Source organism: Pseudomonas sp. G5(2012) (assembly GCF_000408945.1).
GTDB lineage: Bacteria > Pseudomonadota > Gammaproteobacteria > Pseudomonadales > Pseudomonadaceae > Aquipseudomonas > Aquipseudomonas umsongensis.
This window is the reverse complement of sequence record NZ_APIO01000090.1, coordinates 60,178-76,094: the sequence shown is the minus strand read 5'-3', so window position 1 is coordinate 76,094 and position 15,917 is coordinate 60,178. Positions and strand designations below refer to the sequence as shown.

Below are 15,917 nucleotides of genomic sequence, written 5' to 3'. Positions count from 1 at the left end.
TGCGATCTTTTGATTTTTAAGATCAAAAGATCGCAGCCTGCGGCAGCTCCTACAGGGGATTTTCAGCGCGTAAAAAAAGGCCTGCAAATGCAGGCCCTTTTTATTTTTCGAATCGTCCTACGGCTTGTGCGCCCGGGCCAGGAATTCGTGGGACTGCATTTCGAGCAAGCGACTCAGGGTTCGCTGGAACTCAAAGTTCAGGCGACCACCGGTGTAGAGGTCCTTGAGTTCGACTTCGGCAGAAATGATCAGCTTGACGTTGCGATCGTAGAATTCGTCGACCATGTTGATGAACCGTCGGGCGATGTCGTCGGTCGTGACGCTCATCTGCTCGACACCGCTGAGCAACACGGCGTGGAAGATCTTGCCCAGTTCGATGTAGTCGTTCTGGCTGCGCGGGCCGTCGCAGAGTTCGCGGAAGTCGAACCACGCCACGTCGTCACAGGTGCGAAGGGCACGAATTTCGCGGTTCTCGATCATCAGCACGTCGTTTTCGATCGCTGCGGTGCATTCCGGCGTCAGCGCGCGGAAGCTCTTGCGCAGGCTTTCGTGGGAGGCTTCGTCGAGCGGGAAGTGGAACAGCTCCGCTTGTTCGAGGTGACGCAGGCGATAGTCGACGCCGCTGTCGACGTTGACGATCTCGGTGTTTTGCTTGATCAGCGCGATGGCCGGCAGGAAGCGCGCGCGTTGCAGCCCGTCCTTGTACAGGCCGTCCGGCACGATGTTCGACGTCGCGACCAGGGTGACACCGTTCTTGAACAGTTCTTCCATCAAGGTGCCGAGGATCATGGCGTCGGTGATGTCGGAGACGAAGAATTCATCGAAGCAGATCACCCGGGCTTCGGTGGCGAAGCGCTTGGCAATGATGGTCAGCGGGTTTTTCTCGCCGCCCAGGGTCTTCATCTCTTCGTGCACGCGCTTCATGAAGCGGTGGAAGTGAGTCCGGGACTTTTCCTTGAACGGCAGCGCTTCGAAGAAGGTGTCGACCAGGTAAGTCTTGCCGCGACCCACGCCGCCCCAGAAGTACAGGCCCTTGACTGGCGCCTGATCCTTCTTGCCAAACAGTTTGCCCAGCAGGCCCGGCTTGTTCTGCTCGGCCGCGACCAGATCGTCGTACAGGCGCTGCAGATGACGCACGGCAGTTTCCTGCGCGGCATCATGGAAGAATTCCGGGCGTTTCAGATCAGCTTGATATCGTTCTAGGGGCGTCATAATTCGTTAGCAAGGCAACAAAAACGGGCCGTCACTGTAGCGATGGCCCGTGGGAATGGCAATCAGCCCTTGGTCGGGCCGAGCCGTTGATTATTCCTGGACTGGCGTCAGGGCGATCCGCAAAGCCTCGATCGCCGCATCACGCGCGCCGCTGTCAGCGAACGCCGGGCTGTCACCCACGCACTGATCTTCAAGCCAGACGCTGAAGCCCAGGGCTTCGCTGCGCACGTCCAATGGCTGGCCCGACTGCAGCTGCTTGGTCACCTGCCCGGCGGTTTTACCGTCGGCGAAGTTGCGCGACAGCAACAGTTGCTCGCCATCGGCCGCCAGCAAACGGAAGCGGAAACTGCCGTCATCTTCACGGAAGCTGACAAAACGCGCAGCCTTCGCGGCTTTCTTCTTGGTGGTCGTTGCCACTTGAGCCTGGGCAACGAACGAACGCAGGCCTACCGCTTCGCGCAATTCGTTGAGGAAAGGAGTCGCGACTGTCCGCGCCTTTTTCGCCCCGTGCTGCAGGATGTCTTCAAGATCCGCCGGGCGCTCGATCAGTTGGTTGTAACGCTCGCGGGACTCGCCCAGCTCGCTGTCCAGCAGTTGGAACAGGCGGTTCTTCGCCTCGCCCCAACCCAGCCCCTGCAGCAGGTCGCTGCGGAATTCGTCAGCTTGCGCGGGGGTGGCGAACGCCTGGAACAAGGTGAACAGGTGCGAATTGTCCGGATCTTTTGCCTCACCCGGTGCACGGGAGTCGGTGACGATACGGGAAATCGCATCCTTCATTTCTTTGGCGCTACTGAACAACGGAATGGTGTTGTCGTAGCTCTTGGACATCTTGCGGCCGTCCAGGCCCGGCAGCGTGGCCACGCTTTCCTCGATCAACGCCTCGGGCATGGTGAAGAATTCCTTGCCCTGGCCGAACAGGTGGTTGAAGCGCTGGCCGATGTCCCGGGCCATTTCCACGTGCTGGATCTGGTCGCGACCGACCGGCACCTTGTGCGCGTTGAACATCAGGATGTCCGCGGCCATCAGCACCGGGTAGCTGTACAGGCCCATGGTGATGCCGGCGTCCGGGTCTTCACCGGTCTCGATGTTCTTGTCCACCGAGGCCTTGTAGGCATGGGCGCGATTGAGCAGGCCCTTGGCGGCGACGCAGGTCAGCAGCCAGGTCAGCTCGGGGATTTCCGGAATGTCGGACTGACGGTAGAAGGTCACGCGGTCCACATCCAGGCCACCGGCCAGCCAGGTCGCGGCGATCTCCAGGCGCGAGCGCTGGATGCGCAGCGGGTCATCGCACTTGATCAGGGCGTGGTAGTCGGCCAGGAAATAGAACGAATCGGCATTGCTGTCACGGCTGGCAAGGATCGCCGGGCGGATGGCGCCTGCGTAGTTGCCCAGGTGCGGCGTGCCGGTGGTGGTGATGCCGGTGAGGATACGGGTACGAGTCGTCATGGGTAATCGCTTGTCAGACTGCAATCAATTCGAGAGACGCGGCAGGATCAGATCCTTGAGATCGGTCAGCTTGCCATGAAAAAAGTGTCCGCATTCTGCCACTTTCAGCAGCTCATGGGGACGTTCGAGCTTGTCGGACCATTGGTAAACCAGCTGCGGATCGATCACTTCGTCGGTTTCGGGCTGGATCAACGTCAATTCGCCCTGCTGCGGCAGTTGATCCTCAGCGCCCAGACGCATGACCGCCGGTGCGACCATGAACAGATGCTTGAGCTTCTCGCCCTTGGCCTCGAGGCGCCCGCCGAGACTTGCCGCAACAAAACCACCGAAGGAAAAACCGAACAGGGTCAGCGGCAATTCCGGGTGTCGGGCCCGAAACCATTCGGCGACCGCCTGGGCATCGTCGACTTCGCCGGTGCCCATGTCGTGGGTGCCTTCGCTGGCACCGACGCCGCGATAGTTGAAGCGCAGGGTGACCAGTCCAGCGTCGCGCGCAGTGCGCTGCAACGTCGAGACCACTTTGTTGAGCATGGTGCCACCTTGCACCGGGTTCGGATGACAGATGAGCGCCAGGCCACGCGACTGCTCGTTGTCCAGGTACAGTGCTTCCAGTTGGCCGACAGGGCCATCAATCACTACAGGTGTTTCGCGCATAAGCAAGGAAGGAACTCCGTGACCTCGAATCGGGTCGACTCGTCTAGCAAATTGTCTGTGGCTGTCTATTGCGAGTGAATCGCGGTATACAGCGCAGGTTCGAGCCGTTAACGTAAAGCAAAGCCGTTTATAGAGGAAGGACTCGTGGAACACTCGCTCTTAGTTTGGTTGTTACCGACTCTTGCCCTGGTTGTGGGTGTCGCCATTGGGTTTCTGATCGCTCGCCTTGCGCCGAATGCCGCGCCTAGCAGCACGCAACGTCAGCTGGACGATATTCAGGAACGTTTCGACAATTATCAGAACGAAGTGGTGACCCACTTCAACAGCACCGCGACACTGGTCAAGAAACTGACTCAAAGCTATCAGGAAGTGCAGGATCACCTCGCCGAGGGTGCCAACCGCCTGGCCCTGGACGAACAGACTCGTCAACGCCTGCTGGCTTCCCTGCACGCCGATGCAACGCAGGCTCCACGGGAACGCCTGACGCCGCCGCGCAATCAGGAACCACCGCGCGACTACGCACCGAAAGCCCCGAACGCGCCGGGCATGCTCGATGAGCATTACGGCCTGAAGAAGTAATCAGGTTTCAGGTGTGAAAAAGCCCTCGGACATGTGAATGTTCGAGGGCTTTTTGTTTCTGAATGCCTCTTTGCCTGTGCCGGCCCCTTCGCGAGCAGGCTCGCTCCCACAGAAAAATACGCTTCAACTGTGGGAGCGAGCCTGCTCGCGATGGGGCCCGTTGTGGCAACACAAAAAAAAACCGCCCGGTCTGTTGAAGATCGGGCGGTTTTTTATACCTGGAGTTCAGTCAGGCGATGCTGCCTTATTGCTGAGCACCGTACTGCTGGCCTGGAATCGCCTTCAGGTTGACCTCTACCCGGCGGTTCTGCGCCCGACCATTGGCATCGGCGTTGCTGGCGACCGGGTTATCCGGGCCGGCGCCGCGGGCGCTCAGGTTGGTGCCGCTCACGCCTTGCGAGGTCAGGTAGGTCGCCACGCTCTGGGCACGACGCTGGGACAGGTCCATGTTGTGCTGGCGACTGCCGGTGCTGTCGGTGTAACCGACGATTTCGATCTGGTTCTGGTTGAACTCTTTCAGCGAGCCGGCCAGATTGTTCAGCGGCTGGTAGAAGCTCGAAGCGATGTTCGCCGAATCGGTGGCGAACGTGATATTGCCCGGCATGATCAGCTTGATCTGATCACCCTCACGCTGCACTTCGACACCGGTGTTGGCCATGCTCGCCCGCAATTTTTTCTCCTGCTGGTCGGCGTAGTAGCCGTAACCGGCAGCGGAAGCGCCCACTACGGCTGCACCGATCAGCGCGCCTTTGCCACGGTTGTCGTGGTTGATGGCAGCACCGGCCACTGCACCTGCCAGAGCCCCGAGGCCACCGTACTTGGCGGTTTTGCTCATGCCCGTGGAGCCGCTATCGGCCTGGCCCTGGTTGTCGTAGGGGTTGGGCGATGCGCAACCGGCCAACAAAGCCACGGCAGTAGCGACAATAATCAAACGAGGCGTGGTGAACATGTAGAGCTCCTACTTTTTTGCATTCTGTGGTGCAACGGTTTCAAGCATCGAACCATTGCCGGCGTTGGATCATTTCCCGAGGTAAAAATTCCACTCGTTACAAATCAGGCGCGAACAAAAGGGTTCTCGCGCATTTCATCACCCAAGCGCGTATCCGGACCATGTCCGGCCACGACCGTCGCCTCTTCGTCGAGGGTATACAAGCGCTGCTTGATCGAACGCACGATGGTCGCCTGATCGCCGCCCCATAGATCCGTGCGCCCTACCCCGCGCCGGAACAAGGTATCCCCGGCGATCAGCAGCTTCGCGTCGGCGAACCAGAAGCTCATGGAGCCTGGGGTGTGACCCGGTGTGTGCAAAGCCACACCACAACCACACGCCAACTCTTCATCGTCTGCCAGCCAGCGGTCCGGTGACGGTACCGGCGTGTAGGGCACGCCGAACATCTGGCATTGCATCTCCAGGTTGTCCCAAAGAAATTGATCTTCCTTGTGCAGATGCAGGGTGGCGCCGGTTTTTTCCTTCAACTGGCCAGAGGCCAGGAAGTGATCGAGGTGCGCGTGGGTGTGAATGATACTGACCACCTTCAAGCCCAAAGCATCGAGCCGCGCGAGGATCAGTTCGTGATTGCCGCCCGGGTCGACCACGATGGCTTTTTTCGTGATCGGGTCGCCGATGATCGTGCAGTTGCACTGCAACGGGCCGACAGGGAAGGTTTCGCGGATCAGCGCAGGTTTGGCAGCGTCCATGGGTGTTCCTGGGAAAAATGGATGGCCTATTCTGGCACAGGCATGTCCGATTGCGGGGACGTGAGGAACCCAACGCTACACCAACACCCCCAATTCCTTCGCCCGCGCCACCGCCTGCGTGCGTCGCTCTACCCCCAGCTTGCTGTTGATATGACTGGCATGGGTTTTCACCGTGTGCAGGGAAATGAACAGCTGGTCGCTGATTTCCTGATTCGAGCAGCCTTGGGCGATCAGGCGCAGGACCGCCATTTCCCGGGTGCTGAGTTGTTCTGACGCGGGGATGGGCTCCAGCGTCGGGCGAGAGGTCATGACTGGAAGTTTGTCTGCAAGTTCCTGGGTAACCGGGGTCGGCGCACAGAGTTGAAGCTGCCCACGCAGCCAGTCCGGATGCTCGGCCAATAGCTTTTCAAAGGGTTGCAATACGCCGCCGGCTGCGGCGTCCAATGCCTGGACCAGCGCCTTGCGGGCCTCGGGTTCGCGCCCGCTGGCCAGCAACAGCGAAACTTTTTGCGTCAGCGCCATTGCACTGAGCATCTGCCGACCGGTTTGCTGACCATGTTCGAGCAGCGCGTTCAATCGCCCTTCGGCCAGCATCGGCTGGTTCTGGATGACCTCCAGCAACGCTTGCTGCAGTTCGATGTGCAGCGGCAGTTGCGGATGGAACTCCGGTGGCGCGGCGGGTTGCTCGCCGTTGTAGGTCTGCCCCAAGCGCGCCAGCCAGGCTTGCGCCAGGTCGGTACGCCCCTGGGCCAGCCAGAGTTCGCATTTGACCAGGGTAATCATTGCCAGGTAGTAGATCGGCGGCACGTCCCAGATGTGCATCAGCCGCTCGGCTTCGGCGAGCTCGGCAAAGGCCTTGGCGAACTCACCGCTGTTGCCTTCAAGCCGGGCGATCACGCAATGGCCGATCAGCACGCTGATATCACGACAGGCGCGGGCTTCTCCTAAACCGGCCTGCAAGCGCAGCCGCGCCGCTTGAGGTTGCAGGCGCAAGGCCAACAGAAAGCCCTCATACAACGTCAGTCGGGCACGTACGGCAAAGAGCCGCTGCGCCGGTAGCCCCTGCAAGCGTTGCAGCCCTTGGCGGACTTCATCCAGTGCTCGCAGTATTTCGCCCCGCGCCTGCAATACACGAGCCCGGTCGTAGTGGGCCAGCGCCTCGAACAGCGGATTGCCAACCCGTTGCGCAAGTTCCAGGGAGTCACGGTTCAACGCCCTGGCACGCCACATGTCGCCATCGGCAATCGCCAGGTTGGACAGGGTCGAAAGGCACATCAATCGCTGGCCATAGCGCTTGCACGGAAGACTCTCCAGCGCTTCGGTGCAGTAACGTAGGGTCAGCTCGCGGTTACCGCGCCCGCGCGCGATGATCCCGCTCAGGGCCAGCCATTGCGCCAGCATCGACTTCTGCGCGGTGGCCGACGGCGCTGGCAGGAAGCGGCTCAGGTGGCTGGCCAGTTCCTCGGCAGCGTCCAGCTGGCAGGCCAAGCCCAACGCCCAGCTGTAGAGCACGATCAGGCGAGGCGTGCTGATCAGCAGGCTATCGGGCAAGTCCATTTTCCAGCGCAGCAACATGCCGACGTTCTGTTCAGCCAGCAGTTGTTCTTCGGAAAGGTTTTGCACCAGGTTTGCCGCAACGTCCAGGTGCCCGGCTCGCAACGCTTGCTCGACCGCTTCATCGAGCAAGCCTTGGGCGTTGAACCAGCGACAGGCACGCAGGTGCAGGCTGGCGGCCGGCACCATCGATTGCGCGCCCGGCCGGGTGCGTAGCAGGTCGGAAAACAGATGGTGATAGCGATACCAGTGGCCGTGTTCGTCCAGCGGCACCAGGAACACTTGGTGGGCAGCCAGGAAGCGCAGGATTTCGGCGCTGTCATGGGCGTCGCGAATGGCGTCGCACAGTTCGCTGCAAAAACGCTCCTGGTGGGCGGTGTCGTAGAGGAAGGCTTGTACCTCGGCGGGCAGGCAATCGATCACTTCTTCGAGCAGGTAATCGCGGATCAACCCTTCCCCACCGTGCAGTGCCTGGGGCAATGCCCCCTGATTGCCTGCCTCGGAGGCGGCCAGCAACCAGAAGCGCAACCCGGCAACCCAGCCTTCGCTGCGCTGGATCAGGTTTTCCAGCGCCTCGCCACGCAATGAACTGCTGTGCCGATCGAGCAGGCTCAAGGCTTCATCGTGGGTCAGGCGCAAATCCTGTTCATGCAACTCCAGCAGCTGGCGCGACAGGCGCAACCGCGCCAGGTGCCAGTCCGGACGCTGCCGACTGGTGACCATCACCAGCAAGCCATCAGGAAGGTGGTTGAGGAAAAACTGCAGGCAGCGATCGAGCACCGGCCCCTGGGCCAGGTGATAGTCATCGAGCACCAGCAACAGGGGGCTCGCCGTCGATAGATGCACGGCCAGCTCGTCGAGCAGCCCGTCCAGCCATTCTTCGAAGGCGAACGGCTGATGACGCTGGCGCATCTTCAATAATCCGAGGGACTGCCTGCCCAGTTGCGGAAAAAAATCCTGCAGGCCTTCGAGCAACCGCTCGAGGAACCGGCCCGGGTCGTTGTCACGCGGACTCAGACCCAGCCAGAGACTTTGCCAGTGCGGCGGCAGTGCCTGACAGAACTCCACCGCCAACGAACTCTTGCCGAACCCGGCCGGTGCGCTGACCAGCAGCAACCTGCCACCGAGACCGGCGCTCAGGCGCTCGCACAAGCGTGGACGCAGCACATGGCCGTCCGGCAATGGCGGCCTGAAAAAGCGCCCGTCCAGCGCGGCGACAGCGACGCTTGCAGGACCTGGTGGTGGGGACAGATCAGTCATGGCCGGCTCTTGTTAGTGTTGCGGGTGGCGGCGTTGCAGATGTCCGCAGACTAGCGGTAAACGAGGACGGAATGAAGGTTATTGCTACAAATGGCTACAAAAAGTCTACACACACTGTAGGAGCGAGCCTGCTCCGGGCGGCGTTCCGACGATGGTCGTGAACGATAGCGCGTGAAGTCTGGCACCACGCGGTGCTCTCTGGTTTTTCGCGAGCATGCTCGCTCCTACAGTGAAAACGCAAAAAAAACGCCCCGAACCAGTCGGGGCGTTTTTCCGGAGGATGCGGCCTCAGGTCATTGCACGTTAGCGAACACCATCCTGGCGCAATGCCGCCGGGGTGAAGTCGCTGGTGGTGGCAGTGAAGCCGAAGTCATACGCCGACTTCTCTTCGTTCTTCATGCCCAGTGCCAGGTAACGACCCGATTGCAGGTCGTACAGAGCCTCCAGGGTGTACCACGGCACCTGGACGTTGTAATAGTTCTGGGCATGAGCTTCCGCCACGCGCCAGAGTTGATTACGACCGTCGTAGTGGTCGATCACAGCCGCCTGCCAGGTGTCTTCATCGATGTAGAAGTCACGCTTGGCGTAGATGTGGCGCTGACCTTCCTTCAAGGTTGCCACCACATGCCATACCCGGCGCAGCTCGTAGCGAGCCAGGTCCTGGTTGATGTGGCCGGCCTTGATGATGTCGCTGTACTTGAGCTTCGGATCATCGAGCTTGTAGGCGTCGGAAGCGATGTACATCTCTTTCTTGCCTTCGAGCTTCCAGTCGTAACGATCCGGCGCGCCGTTGTACATGTCCAGGTTGTCGGAGGTACGCAGGCCGTCTGCCGCGGTACCCGGTCCGTCATAGGACACTTGTGGCGCACGACGCACGCGACGTTGACCGGCGTTGTAGACCCATGCCGAACGCGGTTCCGCCACTTGGTCGAGGGTCTCGTGCACCAGCAGCACACCACCGGCCAGACGTGCCGGCGCGGTCACTTTCTGCTTGAAGTAGAACAGGATGTTGCCCGGGTTCGCCGGATCGTAGTCCTTCATCTTGTCACGGAATACGAACTGGTCCTGGAAGTACACCAGGCTGAACGAACCGTTCGGCTGTGGCGTGGCTTGGGTGACCAGTCGGGTTACGCTGCCGCCGCGATAACGGGTGATGTGGTTCCAGATGACTTCCACGCCGCTTTTCGGAATCGGGAACGGTATCGCGGTTTCAAAGTTTTTCAGCCCGTTACCGCCTGATACCAGCTCGGTGGTGGTGGCGTTCTTCTTGATGGAGGCGAACACCTCATCCGGCACGGTGGCACCGCGATGGGACGGGTAAACCGGCATCTTGTAGGTTTCAGGGTAGCGTTTGAACATCGCGTATTGGCCCGGAGCGAGCTTGGCCTTGTACTGGTCGACGTTCTGCGCGGTGATGGTAAACAGCGGTTTTTCGCTGGCGTACGGATCGGACAGGAAACCCTTGCTGTCGACGCTGCCGGCATTTTTCGGCATCGGTTTCCAGGCCGGGATCGAACCGTCGGCATTGCCCGCCATTTCGGCGCCCATCGGGGTCAGGCTCTTGCCCAGCTTGTCCGCTTCTGCCGCCGGGACCGCTGCCATTACGCTGGTCGCCAGCAACGACAGTCCCAGGACACCGGCGTGGAACAGACTCTTGGTTATTTTCATGTGTGTACTCGTCCTGAAAATAGTGCTTAGAAGTTCACGCCAAAGCTGAGCGCAACGAAGTCGCGGTCATCCACGGTGGTGTACTTGCCGTCGAAGAAGTTGGTGTACGCCAGGCTTGCGGTGTAGGTGTTCTGGTACTCGGCATCGACACCCAGGCTGACCGCCTTGCGACCTTCCTCGAAGTTGCCGCCTGGGCCAGGGGAGTAACCTTCCACGTCGTGGGACCAGGCCACGTTCGGCTTGAGGTTCACACCGGCGAATACGTCGTTGTATTCCCAGATGGCGCGACCGCGATAGCCCCAGGAGTTGGCAGTAGTGAAGCCGTCGTTTTCGCAGTAGCGACTGACGTTGTTTTGCGGTCCGCCTGCCAGCGTGCCGCTGTTCAAAGTTACGCACTGGTTGTTCGGCAATGGACCAGGGCCGTAGCTCGGGTCACGGCCGTAACGTGCCTTGGAGTTGCTTTCCAGGCCGCCGACGTGGGTCCAGCCGACTTCACCCACCAGGGTCAGACGCTCGGCGCCCATCACCTGGTCGAAGAAGTGGGTCAAGGTCGTTTGCAGCTGGGTCACTTCCTTGCGGCGATAACCTTGCTGGTCCTGCCCTGGCGTGCCCTGAAGTACGGAAACGTTAGGGTTCAGCGGCGTCAGGCCCGAGAACAGGATGTCGGTGGTGTTGAGTTGGACCGGCGCATTCGGCCGGTAGCTGACTTCACCACTCCACGCGGTGCCGCTAGGCAATGTGGTGGAGAAGCTCAGGCCATACAGTCGGATATCTTCAGGGTATTCAACGTAGTAACTGGAGTTGCCCGCCACCACCAACGGCAGCAAGGTCGGCGCCAGGCCCGCCGCCACACCCAGTGGTAGGCCGGAGCCCACCAGCCCGCCTACCAGGCCAGCACCACTGTAAGCGCTCGCCGGTGCGCCATGACCACTGAAAATCGGCGCACGGCTGTGGTAGTTCATGAAGTAGGCACCGAACTCGGTGTCCAGTGGATCGAACATGTACTTGAAGGACACGCCGAACTGGCCGCTGTCACGGGCATCGCGATCCGGGCCACGACGAACGATCACGCCTTCGTCCGGGTTACCCCAGGTCACGCCCCTGGCGCCGAGGGTATTGATGGCAGCGTTACGCGCCCCGGCCGGCAGCCCCGCCGCCGCCAGCGCATTGTTGAGCCCGTTCTGGGTACGCAGTACCGCCAGGTTGTTATCGCAACCATCGGCGATCACGTCCGGCTGCGAGAAGAACGTGCCGCAGTTGTCGACGACAGTCTGGTCCCATTCGATCTGGTAGAAGGCTTCGGTCGAGAGATTTTCGGTGAGGCTCTGGGACACGTAGAACATGTTGACCGGGATCAGGCCTTCCTTGATCTCGGCACCGGGACGACGGAATGCGGACACATCGATCGGGTTGATCGAGTTGATACCGCTGCCGATGAAGGTACTTTCACCCCAGCTCACCACTTGCTTGCCCAGGCGTACGGAACCCGGCTGATCGGCAATGGCGTAGTTGTGATAGACGAAGGCATCGAGGATTTGACCGCCAGCGGACTTGGCGCCTTCCTTGCGATTGTCGTCGCTGATGTCCTTGAACGGACGGCTTTCGTCCTTGAGTTCAAAGTCGTACCAGTATTTGCCACGGACAAAAATGCCGGTGTCGCCATACTTCAGCTCAAGGTCATGGATGCCCTTGAAGATTTTCGAGAAGGTTTCACCGCTCTTGAAGTTCAGGTGGCCGTCATCGGAAGTCTGGGACAGGCCACGACCGCCGTTGTTGACGCCGATGAGGTTTTTGTTGGCGCTTTCAGTAGACCAACTCGCGCCGATCGACAGGGAAGAGTCGAACTGACCTTCGATTTCACCGATGTTGAAACTGACGCCGAATGCAGGCCCGGCGAGCGTAGAGGCAAGGCTGACGGCCAACGGCAATTTCGCCCGGCGCCAGAACTGGTTTACTGATGTCATCGACGCTTCTCCATGTGCATTTTATTGTTATGGCAAATAGCACTTCTAAAAACGCTTGGATAACAGGGAGCCACGGCTTCCCAAAGTCATTCCAAAGTTGCATCGCCCCGGTTTGTGCGTTTGCTCCGTTCTTAAAAATCCTTGAGCGGACTATAGCCAGCAGGTAGTAGTGCTTGATCCCTCTAAAGTGTGATTTGCGCCTGCCAGGCACTCTGGACCAGTCCTTTGCCATGCCGACACCCGTCGGCCCGGCAAGAATGGCTGAAAATACGAATTTGACAAGCCAAGCGCTTGCTTGGTGGGGCTGGCGTGCCCTTTTGGGCACGCCAAGGGACGCTTAAAGCGTCGAGAGGAAGGTGCTGTTGTTGGCCTGCCACTCGGTGATGTCGACGCGAATTCGCTTCTTGTCGAGCTTACCGACACTGGTCTTGGGAATTTCAGTAACAATGGCGATCTGGCTTGGAATGGCCCACTTGCTCAGGTGCCCCAGTTCCACGAACGGCTTGAGATGCTCCTTGAGTTCCCGGGCTCCAATGGCATGGCCCTCGCGCAGCACCAGCAAGGCAAACGGCCGCTCGCCCCACTGCGGATCGGCAATCCCCACCACTGCTACTTCGCGTACCGCCGTATGGCGACTGATCAGGTCTTCGAGGTCGAGGGAGGAGATCCACTCGCCGCCGGTCTTGATCACGTCCTTGATCCGGTCGCGGATATCGATCACGCCCATGCTGTCCAGGGTCGCCACGTCCCCGGTGTGCAGCCAGCCACCGGCCCAGAGCTCGGCCCCCTTTTGTGGTTCGTTGAAATAACCCTCGGTAAGCCACGGTGCGCGCAACACCAGTTCACCTTGGGTTTCACCATCGGCGGGCAGGAAATTGCCTTCGGTGTCGATGATTGCCGCCTCCACCAACGGCCCTGGCACACCGGCCTTGATCCGATAGGTGGTGCGTTCGTCCTCGGAGCCGGCCATCAATTCGTCATTGAGGTGAGCGCACGATACCAGTGGGCCGGTTTCCGACATGCCGTAGGCAGCGGTCAATTGAATGCCCTTGGCCTTGGCCGCGTCGTACAACGCATGATTGAGCGCACTGCCACCGATGACGATTTTCCAGCCTCCGAAGTCGGTGTCCTGGGCAGCCTTGGCATTGAGGACCATTTGCAGGATGGTCGGCACGCAATGCGAGAAGGAGACCTTTTCCTTGCGCCACAACTCCACCAGGTACTCCGGATCGTAGCGTCCCGGATACACCTGCTTGAGCCCGAGCATGGTCGCCACATAGGGCAGGCCCCAGGCATGTACGTGGAACATCGGCGTGATGGGCATGTACACGTCGTTGGTGCCCAGCAGGCGCACGCTGTCGATCGACCCCATGATCGTCGACACGCCCATGGTGTGCAGCACCAACTGCCGATGGGTGAAGTACACGCCCTTGGGGTTGCCGGTGGTGCCCGTGGTGTAGAACGTGGTCGCCACCGAGTTTTCGTCGAAGTCCTGGAAGTCGTAGTGCGGGCTTGCCGCTGCCAGCAATTGCTCGTACTCACCGACGAGGTTTGGCAAGTCGGCCGTCTTTTCCGGGAGGTCGGTCAGGAGCAGGGTTTTCTCGACCGTGGTCAGGTGCCCGGCGATCGCGTTGTACAGTCCCACGAACTCGCTGTTGACCAGGACAAAGCGGTCGACGGCGTGATTCATGGTGTAGAGGATCTGTTCCGGTGACAGGCGCACGTTGATGGTGTGGATCACCGCGCCGATCATCGGAATGGCGAACATGCATTCCAGGTATCGGTGGCTGTCCCAATCCATCACCGCCACGGTATCCCCGGGCTTGACCCCGGCAGCCGTCAGCACGTTGGCCAGCCGTGCGACCCGTTCGATCAGGGTCGGATAGCTGTAGCGCAACTGGTCGCGGTAGACGATCTCACGGGTTTTCTCATAACGCGCACCGGACATCAGCAGCCGTTTGATCAGCAGCGGATACTGGTAAGCGCCTTCGGCTGGGGGGATAACGCGAGTCTGCAACATAAGAATCCCTTTTCTGACTACTCGGTCGTGGCTGTAGAGTGAGCACTGTAGTGCCCCTGATCGCCAGCCAAATCAGCCAAAGGAATGATTTGCAGAGCCGTACGAATACCGGCATTGCGCCATCATTTGCCGGTAAACGTGGACCGTTACGCTCAGTGCATCTCGGTCAACGCGAGTTTCACGCCAATGGCGATCAACACCGCGCCCATGGTCCGGTCGAACCAATGCCCCATGCGGGCGAAACCGGCGCGCACGCGCTGCTGGCTGAACAACATGGCCACCAGGCAAAACCAGATCGCCGTTGCCACCGCCAGGTAAACCCCGTAACCGGCCTGCACGGCCAGCGGCGTATGCGGGTTGATTACTACGGTGAACAGCGACAGGAAAAACAGCGTGGCTTTCGGGTTCAGGCCGTTGGTCACGAACCCGGAAGTGAAGGCGCCACGCGCGGTGCGCTCGCCGGCTTCCTTGTGCAGGTCGTCTGTCACGGCCTTGGCCGGTTGCGCCCGCAGCGCCTTGAAGCCGATGTACAGCAGATAAGCGGCGGCGGCCCATTTCAAGGCGTTGAACAGGACGATCGACTGCGACACGATCAGGCCGATGCCCAGCAGCGAGTAGCCGACATGGAGAAAAATCGCCGAACCGACCCCAAGCGCCGTCCAGGTGCCGGCGCGACGACCATGGGTCACGCTTTCCCGTACCACCACGGCAAAGTCCGGGCCGGGGCTGGCCACGGCCAGCAGGTGAATCAGCGCAACGGTCAAGAACTCGGTCCAGTACATGAGGGCTCCTTCAGGCCAAGCGTAACTATTTATTTCATCTGGTAGGCTCGGCAGATTACGCCTTCAGTTCATTGCACAAAAGGTACAGTTGATGACGAACATTCACCGCGCTGTTTTCCTCGACCACCCGTCCCTGGACTTGGGCGATCTCGACCTCAGCCCCCTGCGCGAATGCTTTAGCGAACTGCAGCTGTTCGCCCAGACCCTGCCCGACCAAGTGATCGAACACCTCAAGGGCGCCACCGTCGCCATCACCAACAAGATCCGGATCGACGCGGCCGCCATCGCGGCCAGCCCCGAACTCAAACTGATCCTGATCAGCGCCACCGGCACCAACAACGTCGACCTCGAGGCCGCCCGTGCCCACGGAATAACCGTGTGCAACTGCCAGGGTTACGGCACGCCATCGGTGGCACAACACACGATCATGCTGCTGCTCAACCTGGCAACGCGCCTGGCCGATTACCAGAAAGCCGTCGGTGAAGGGCGCTGGCAACAAGCCAAACAGTTCTGCCTGCTGGATTACCCGATCGTTGAGCTGCAAGGCAAAACCCTCGGCTTGCTCGGTCACGGCGAATTGGGCGGCGCGGTCGCGCGCCTGGCCGAAGCGTTTGGCATGCGCGTGCTGCTGGGCCAGATTCCGGGTCGCCCTGCCCGGCCAGACCGCTTGCCGCTGGAACAGCTGCTGCCGCAAATCGATGCGCTGACCCTGCACTGTCCGCTCAACGAACACACCCGTCACTTCATCGGGGCCCGTGAACTGGCGTCGATGAAGGCCGGCGCGTTCGTGGTCAACACCGCCCGTGGCGGCCTGATCGACGAGCAGGCCCTGGCCAATGCCTTGCGCAACGGTCACCTGGGGGGTGCCGCCACTGACGTGCTGAGCGTGGAGCCGCCGGTGAATGGCAATCCACTGCTGGCCCAGGACATTCCACGCCTGATCGTCACCCCACACAACGCCTGGGGCAGTCGCGAAGCGCGGCAACGAATCGTCGGCCAGTTGACCGAAAACGCCCAGGGATACTTCAGCGCTAAGGCGCTGCGGGTCGTCAGTTGATAAACTGCGGCACTTTTTTCCAC

12 protein-coding genes are annotated in these 15,917 nt (G+C 60.5%); 2 read left to right on the top strand and 10 right to left on the bottom strand.

Going from position 1 to position 15,917, the window contains the following annotated elements:
- Nucleotides 1–117: 117 nt before the first annotated feature.
- The 3 genes from zapE to PG5_RS24335 form a co-directional block, all read right to left on the bottom strand.
- Nucleotides 118–1,212 carry a cell division protein ZapE gene (zapE, locus tag PG5_RS24345; protein ID WP_020799783.1) on the bottom strand — a complete coding sequence of 365 codons (1,095 nt, stop codon included), beginning with the start codon at nt 1,210–1,212 and terminating at the stop codon, nt 118–120.
- A gap of 90 nt (nt 1,213–1,302) precedes the next feature.
- On the bottom strand, nt 1,303–2,658 hold the full coding sequence (locus PG5_RS24340) for a tryptophan--tRNA ligase (RefSeq protein WP_020799782.1): 1,356 nt from the start codon (nt 2,656–2,658) through the stop codon (nt 1,303–1,305).
- Nucleotides 2,659–2,682: 24 nt separating this feature from the next.
- Nucleotides 2,683–3,312, bottom strand: coding sequence for an alpha/beta hydrolase (locus tag PG5_RS24335; RefSeq protein ID WP_020799781.1), 630 nt, complete (start codon nt 3,310–3,312; stop codon nt 2,683–2,685).
- A gap of 144 nt (nt 3,313–3,456) precedes the next feature.
- Here PG5_RS24335 and PG5_RS24330 point away from each other — a divergent pair, with 144 nt between their 5' ends.
- Nucleotides 3,457–3,891 carry a YhcB family protein gene (locus PG5_RS24330; RefSeq protein ID WP_033045648.1) on the top strand — a complete coding sequence of 145 codons (435 nt, stop codon included), beginning with the start codon at nt 3,457–3,459 and terminating at the stop codon, nt 3,889–3,891.
- A 244-nt stretch (nt 3,892–4,135) separates the two neighbouring features.
- On the opposite strand, the gene PG5_RS24325 is transcribed toward PG5_RS24330, so the two are convergent.
- The 7 genes from PG5_RS24325 to PG5_RS24295 all read right to left on the bottom strand — a co-directional run bounded on the left by PG5_RS24325 (nt 4,136) and on the right by PG5_RS24295 (nt 14,837).
- Nucleotides 4,136–4,840 (bottom strand): OmpA family lipoprotein, encoded by a 705-nt coding sequence (locus PG5_RS24325; protein ID WP_020799779.1) that lies wholly within the window; start codon nt 4,838–4,840, stop codon nt 4,136–4,138.
- Between the two features lie 104 nt (nt 4,841–4,944).
- Nucleotides 4,945–5,589, bottom strand: coding sequence for an MBL fold metallo-hydrolase (locus PG5_RS24320; RefSeq protein ID WP_020799778.1), 645 nt, complete (start codon nt 5,587–5,589; stop codon nt 4,945–4,947).
- 75 nt (nt 5,590–5,664) lie between these two features.
- Nucleotides 5,665–8,403 (bottom strand): LuxR C-terminal-related transcriptional regulator, encoded by a 2,739-nt coding sequence (locus PG5_RS24315; protein ID WP_020799777.1) that lies wholly within the window; start codon nt 8,401–8,403, stop codon nt 5,665–5,667.
- Between the two features lie 303 nt (nt 8,404–8,706).
- Complete coding sequence (locus tag PG5_RS24310) at nt 8,707–10,071, bottom strand: DUF1329 domain-containing protein (protein ID WP_020799776.1); 1,365 nt, start codon at nt 10,069–10,071, stop codon at nt 8,707–8,709.
- 26 nt (nt 10,072–10,097) lie between these two features.
- Nucleotides 10,098–12,035, bottom strand: coding sequence for a DUF1302 domain-containing protein (locus PG5_RS24305; protein ID WP_020799775.1), 1,938 nt, complete (start codon nt 12,033–12,035; stop codon nt 10,098–10,100).
- Between the two features lie 337 nt (nt 12,036–12,372).
- Complete coding sequence (locus PG5_RS24300; protein ID WP_020799774.1) at nt 12,373–14,055, bottom strand: fatty acid--CoA ligase; 1,683 nt, start codon at nt 14,053–14,055, stop codon at nt 12,373–12,375.
- Between the two features lie 152 nt (nt 14,056–14,207).
- The gene (locus PG5_RS24295) at nt 14,208–14,837 is read right to left on the bottom strand and encodes a LysE family translocator (protein ID WP_020799773.1); all 630 of its coding nucleotides are present in this window, start codon (nt 14,835–14,837) and stop codon (nt 14,208–14,210) included.
- A 91-nt stretch (nt 14,838–14,928) separates the two neighbouring features.
- Between PG5_RS24295 and PG5_RS24290 the strand changes: the two genes are divergently transcribed.
- The gene (locus PG5_RS24290) at nt 14,929–15,894 is read left to right on the top strand and encodes a 2-hydroxyacid dehydrogenase (RefSeq protein WP_020799772.1); all 966 of its coding nucleotides are present in this window, start codon (nt 14,929–14,931) and stop codon (nt 15,892–15,894) included.
- The last annotated feature ends 23 nt before the right edge of the window (nt 15,895–15,917 follow it).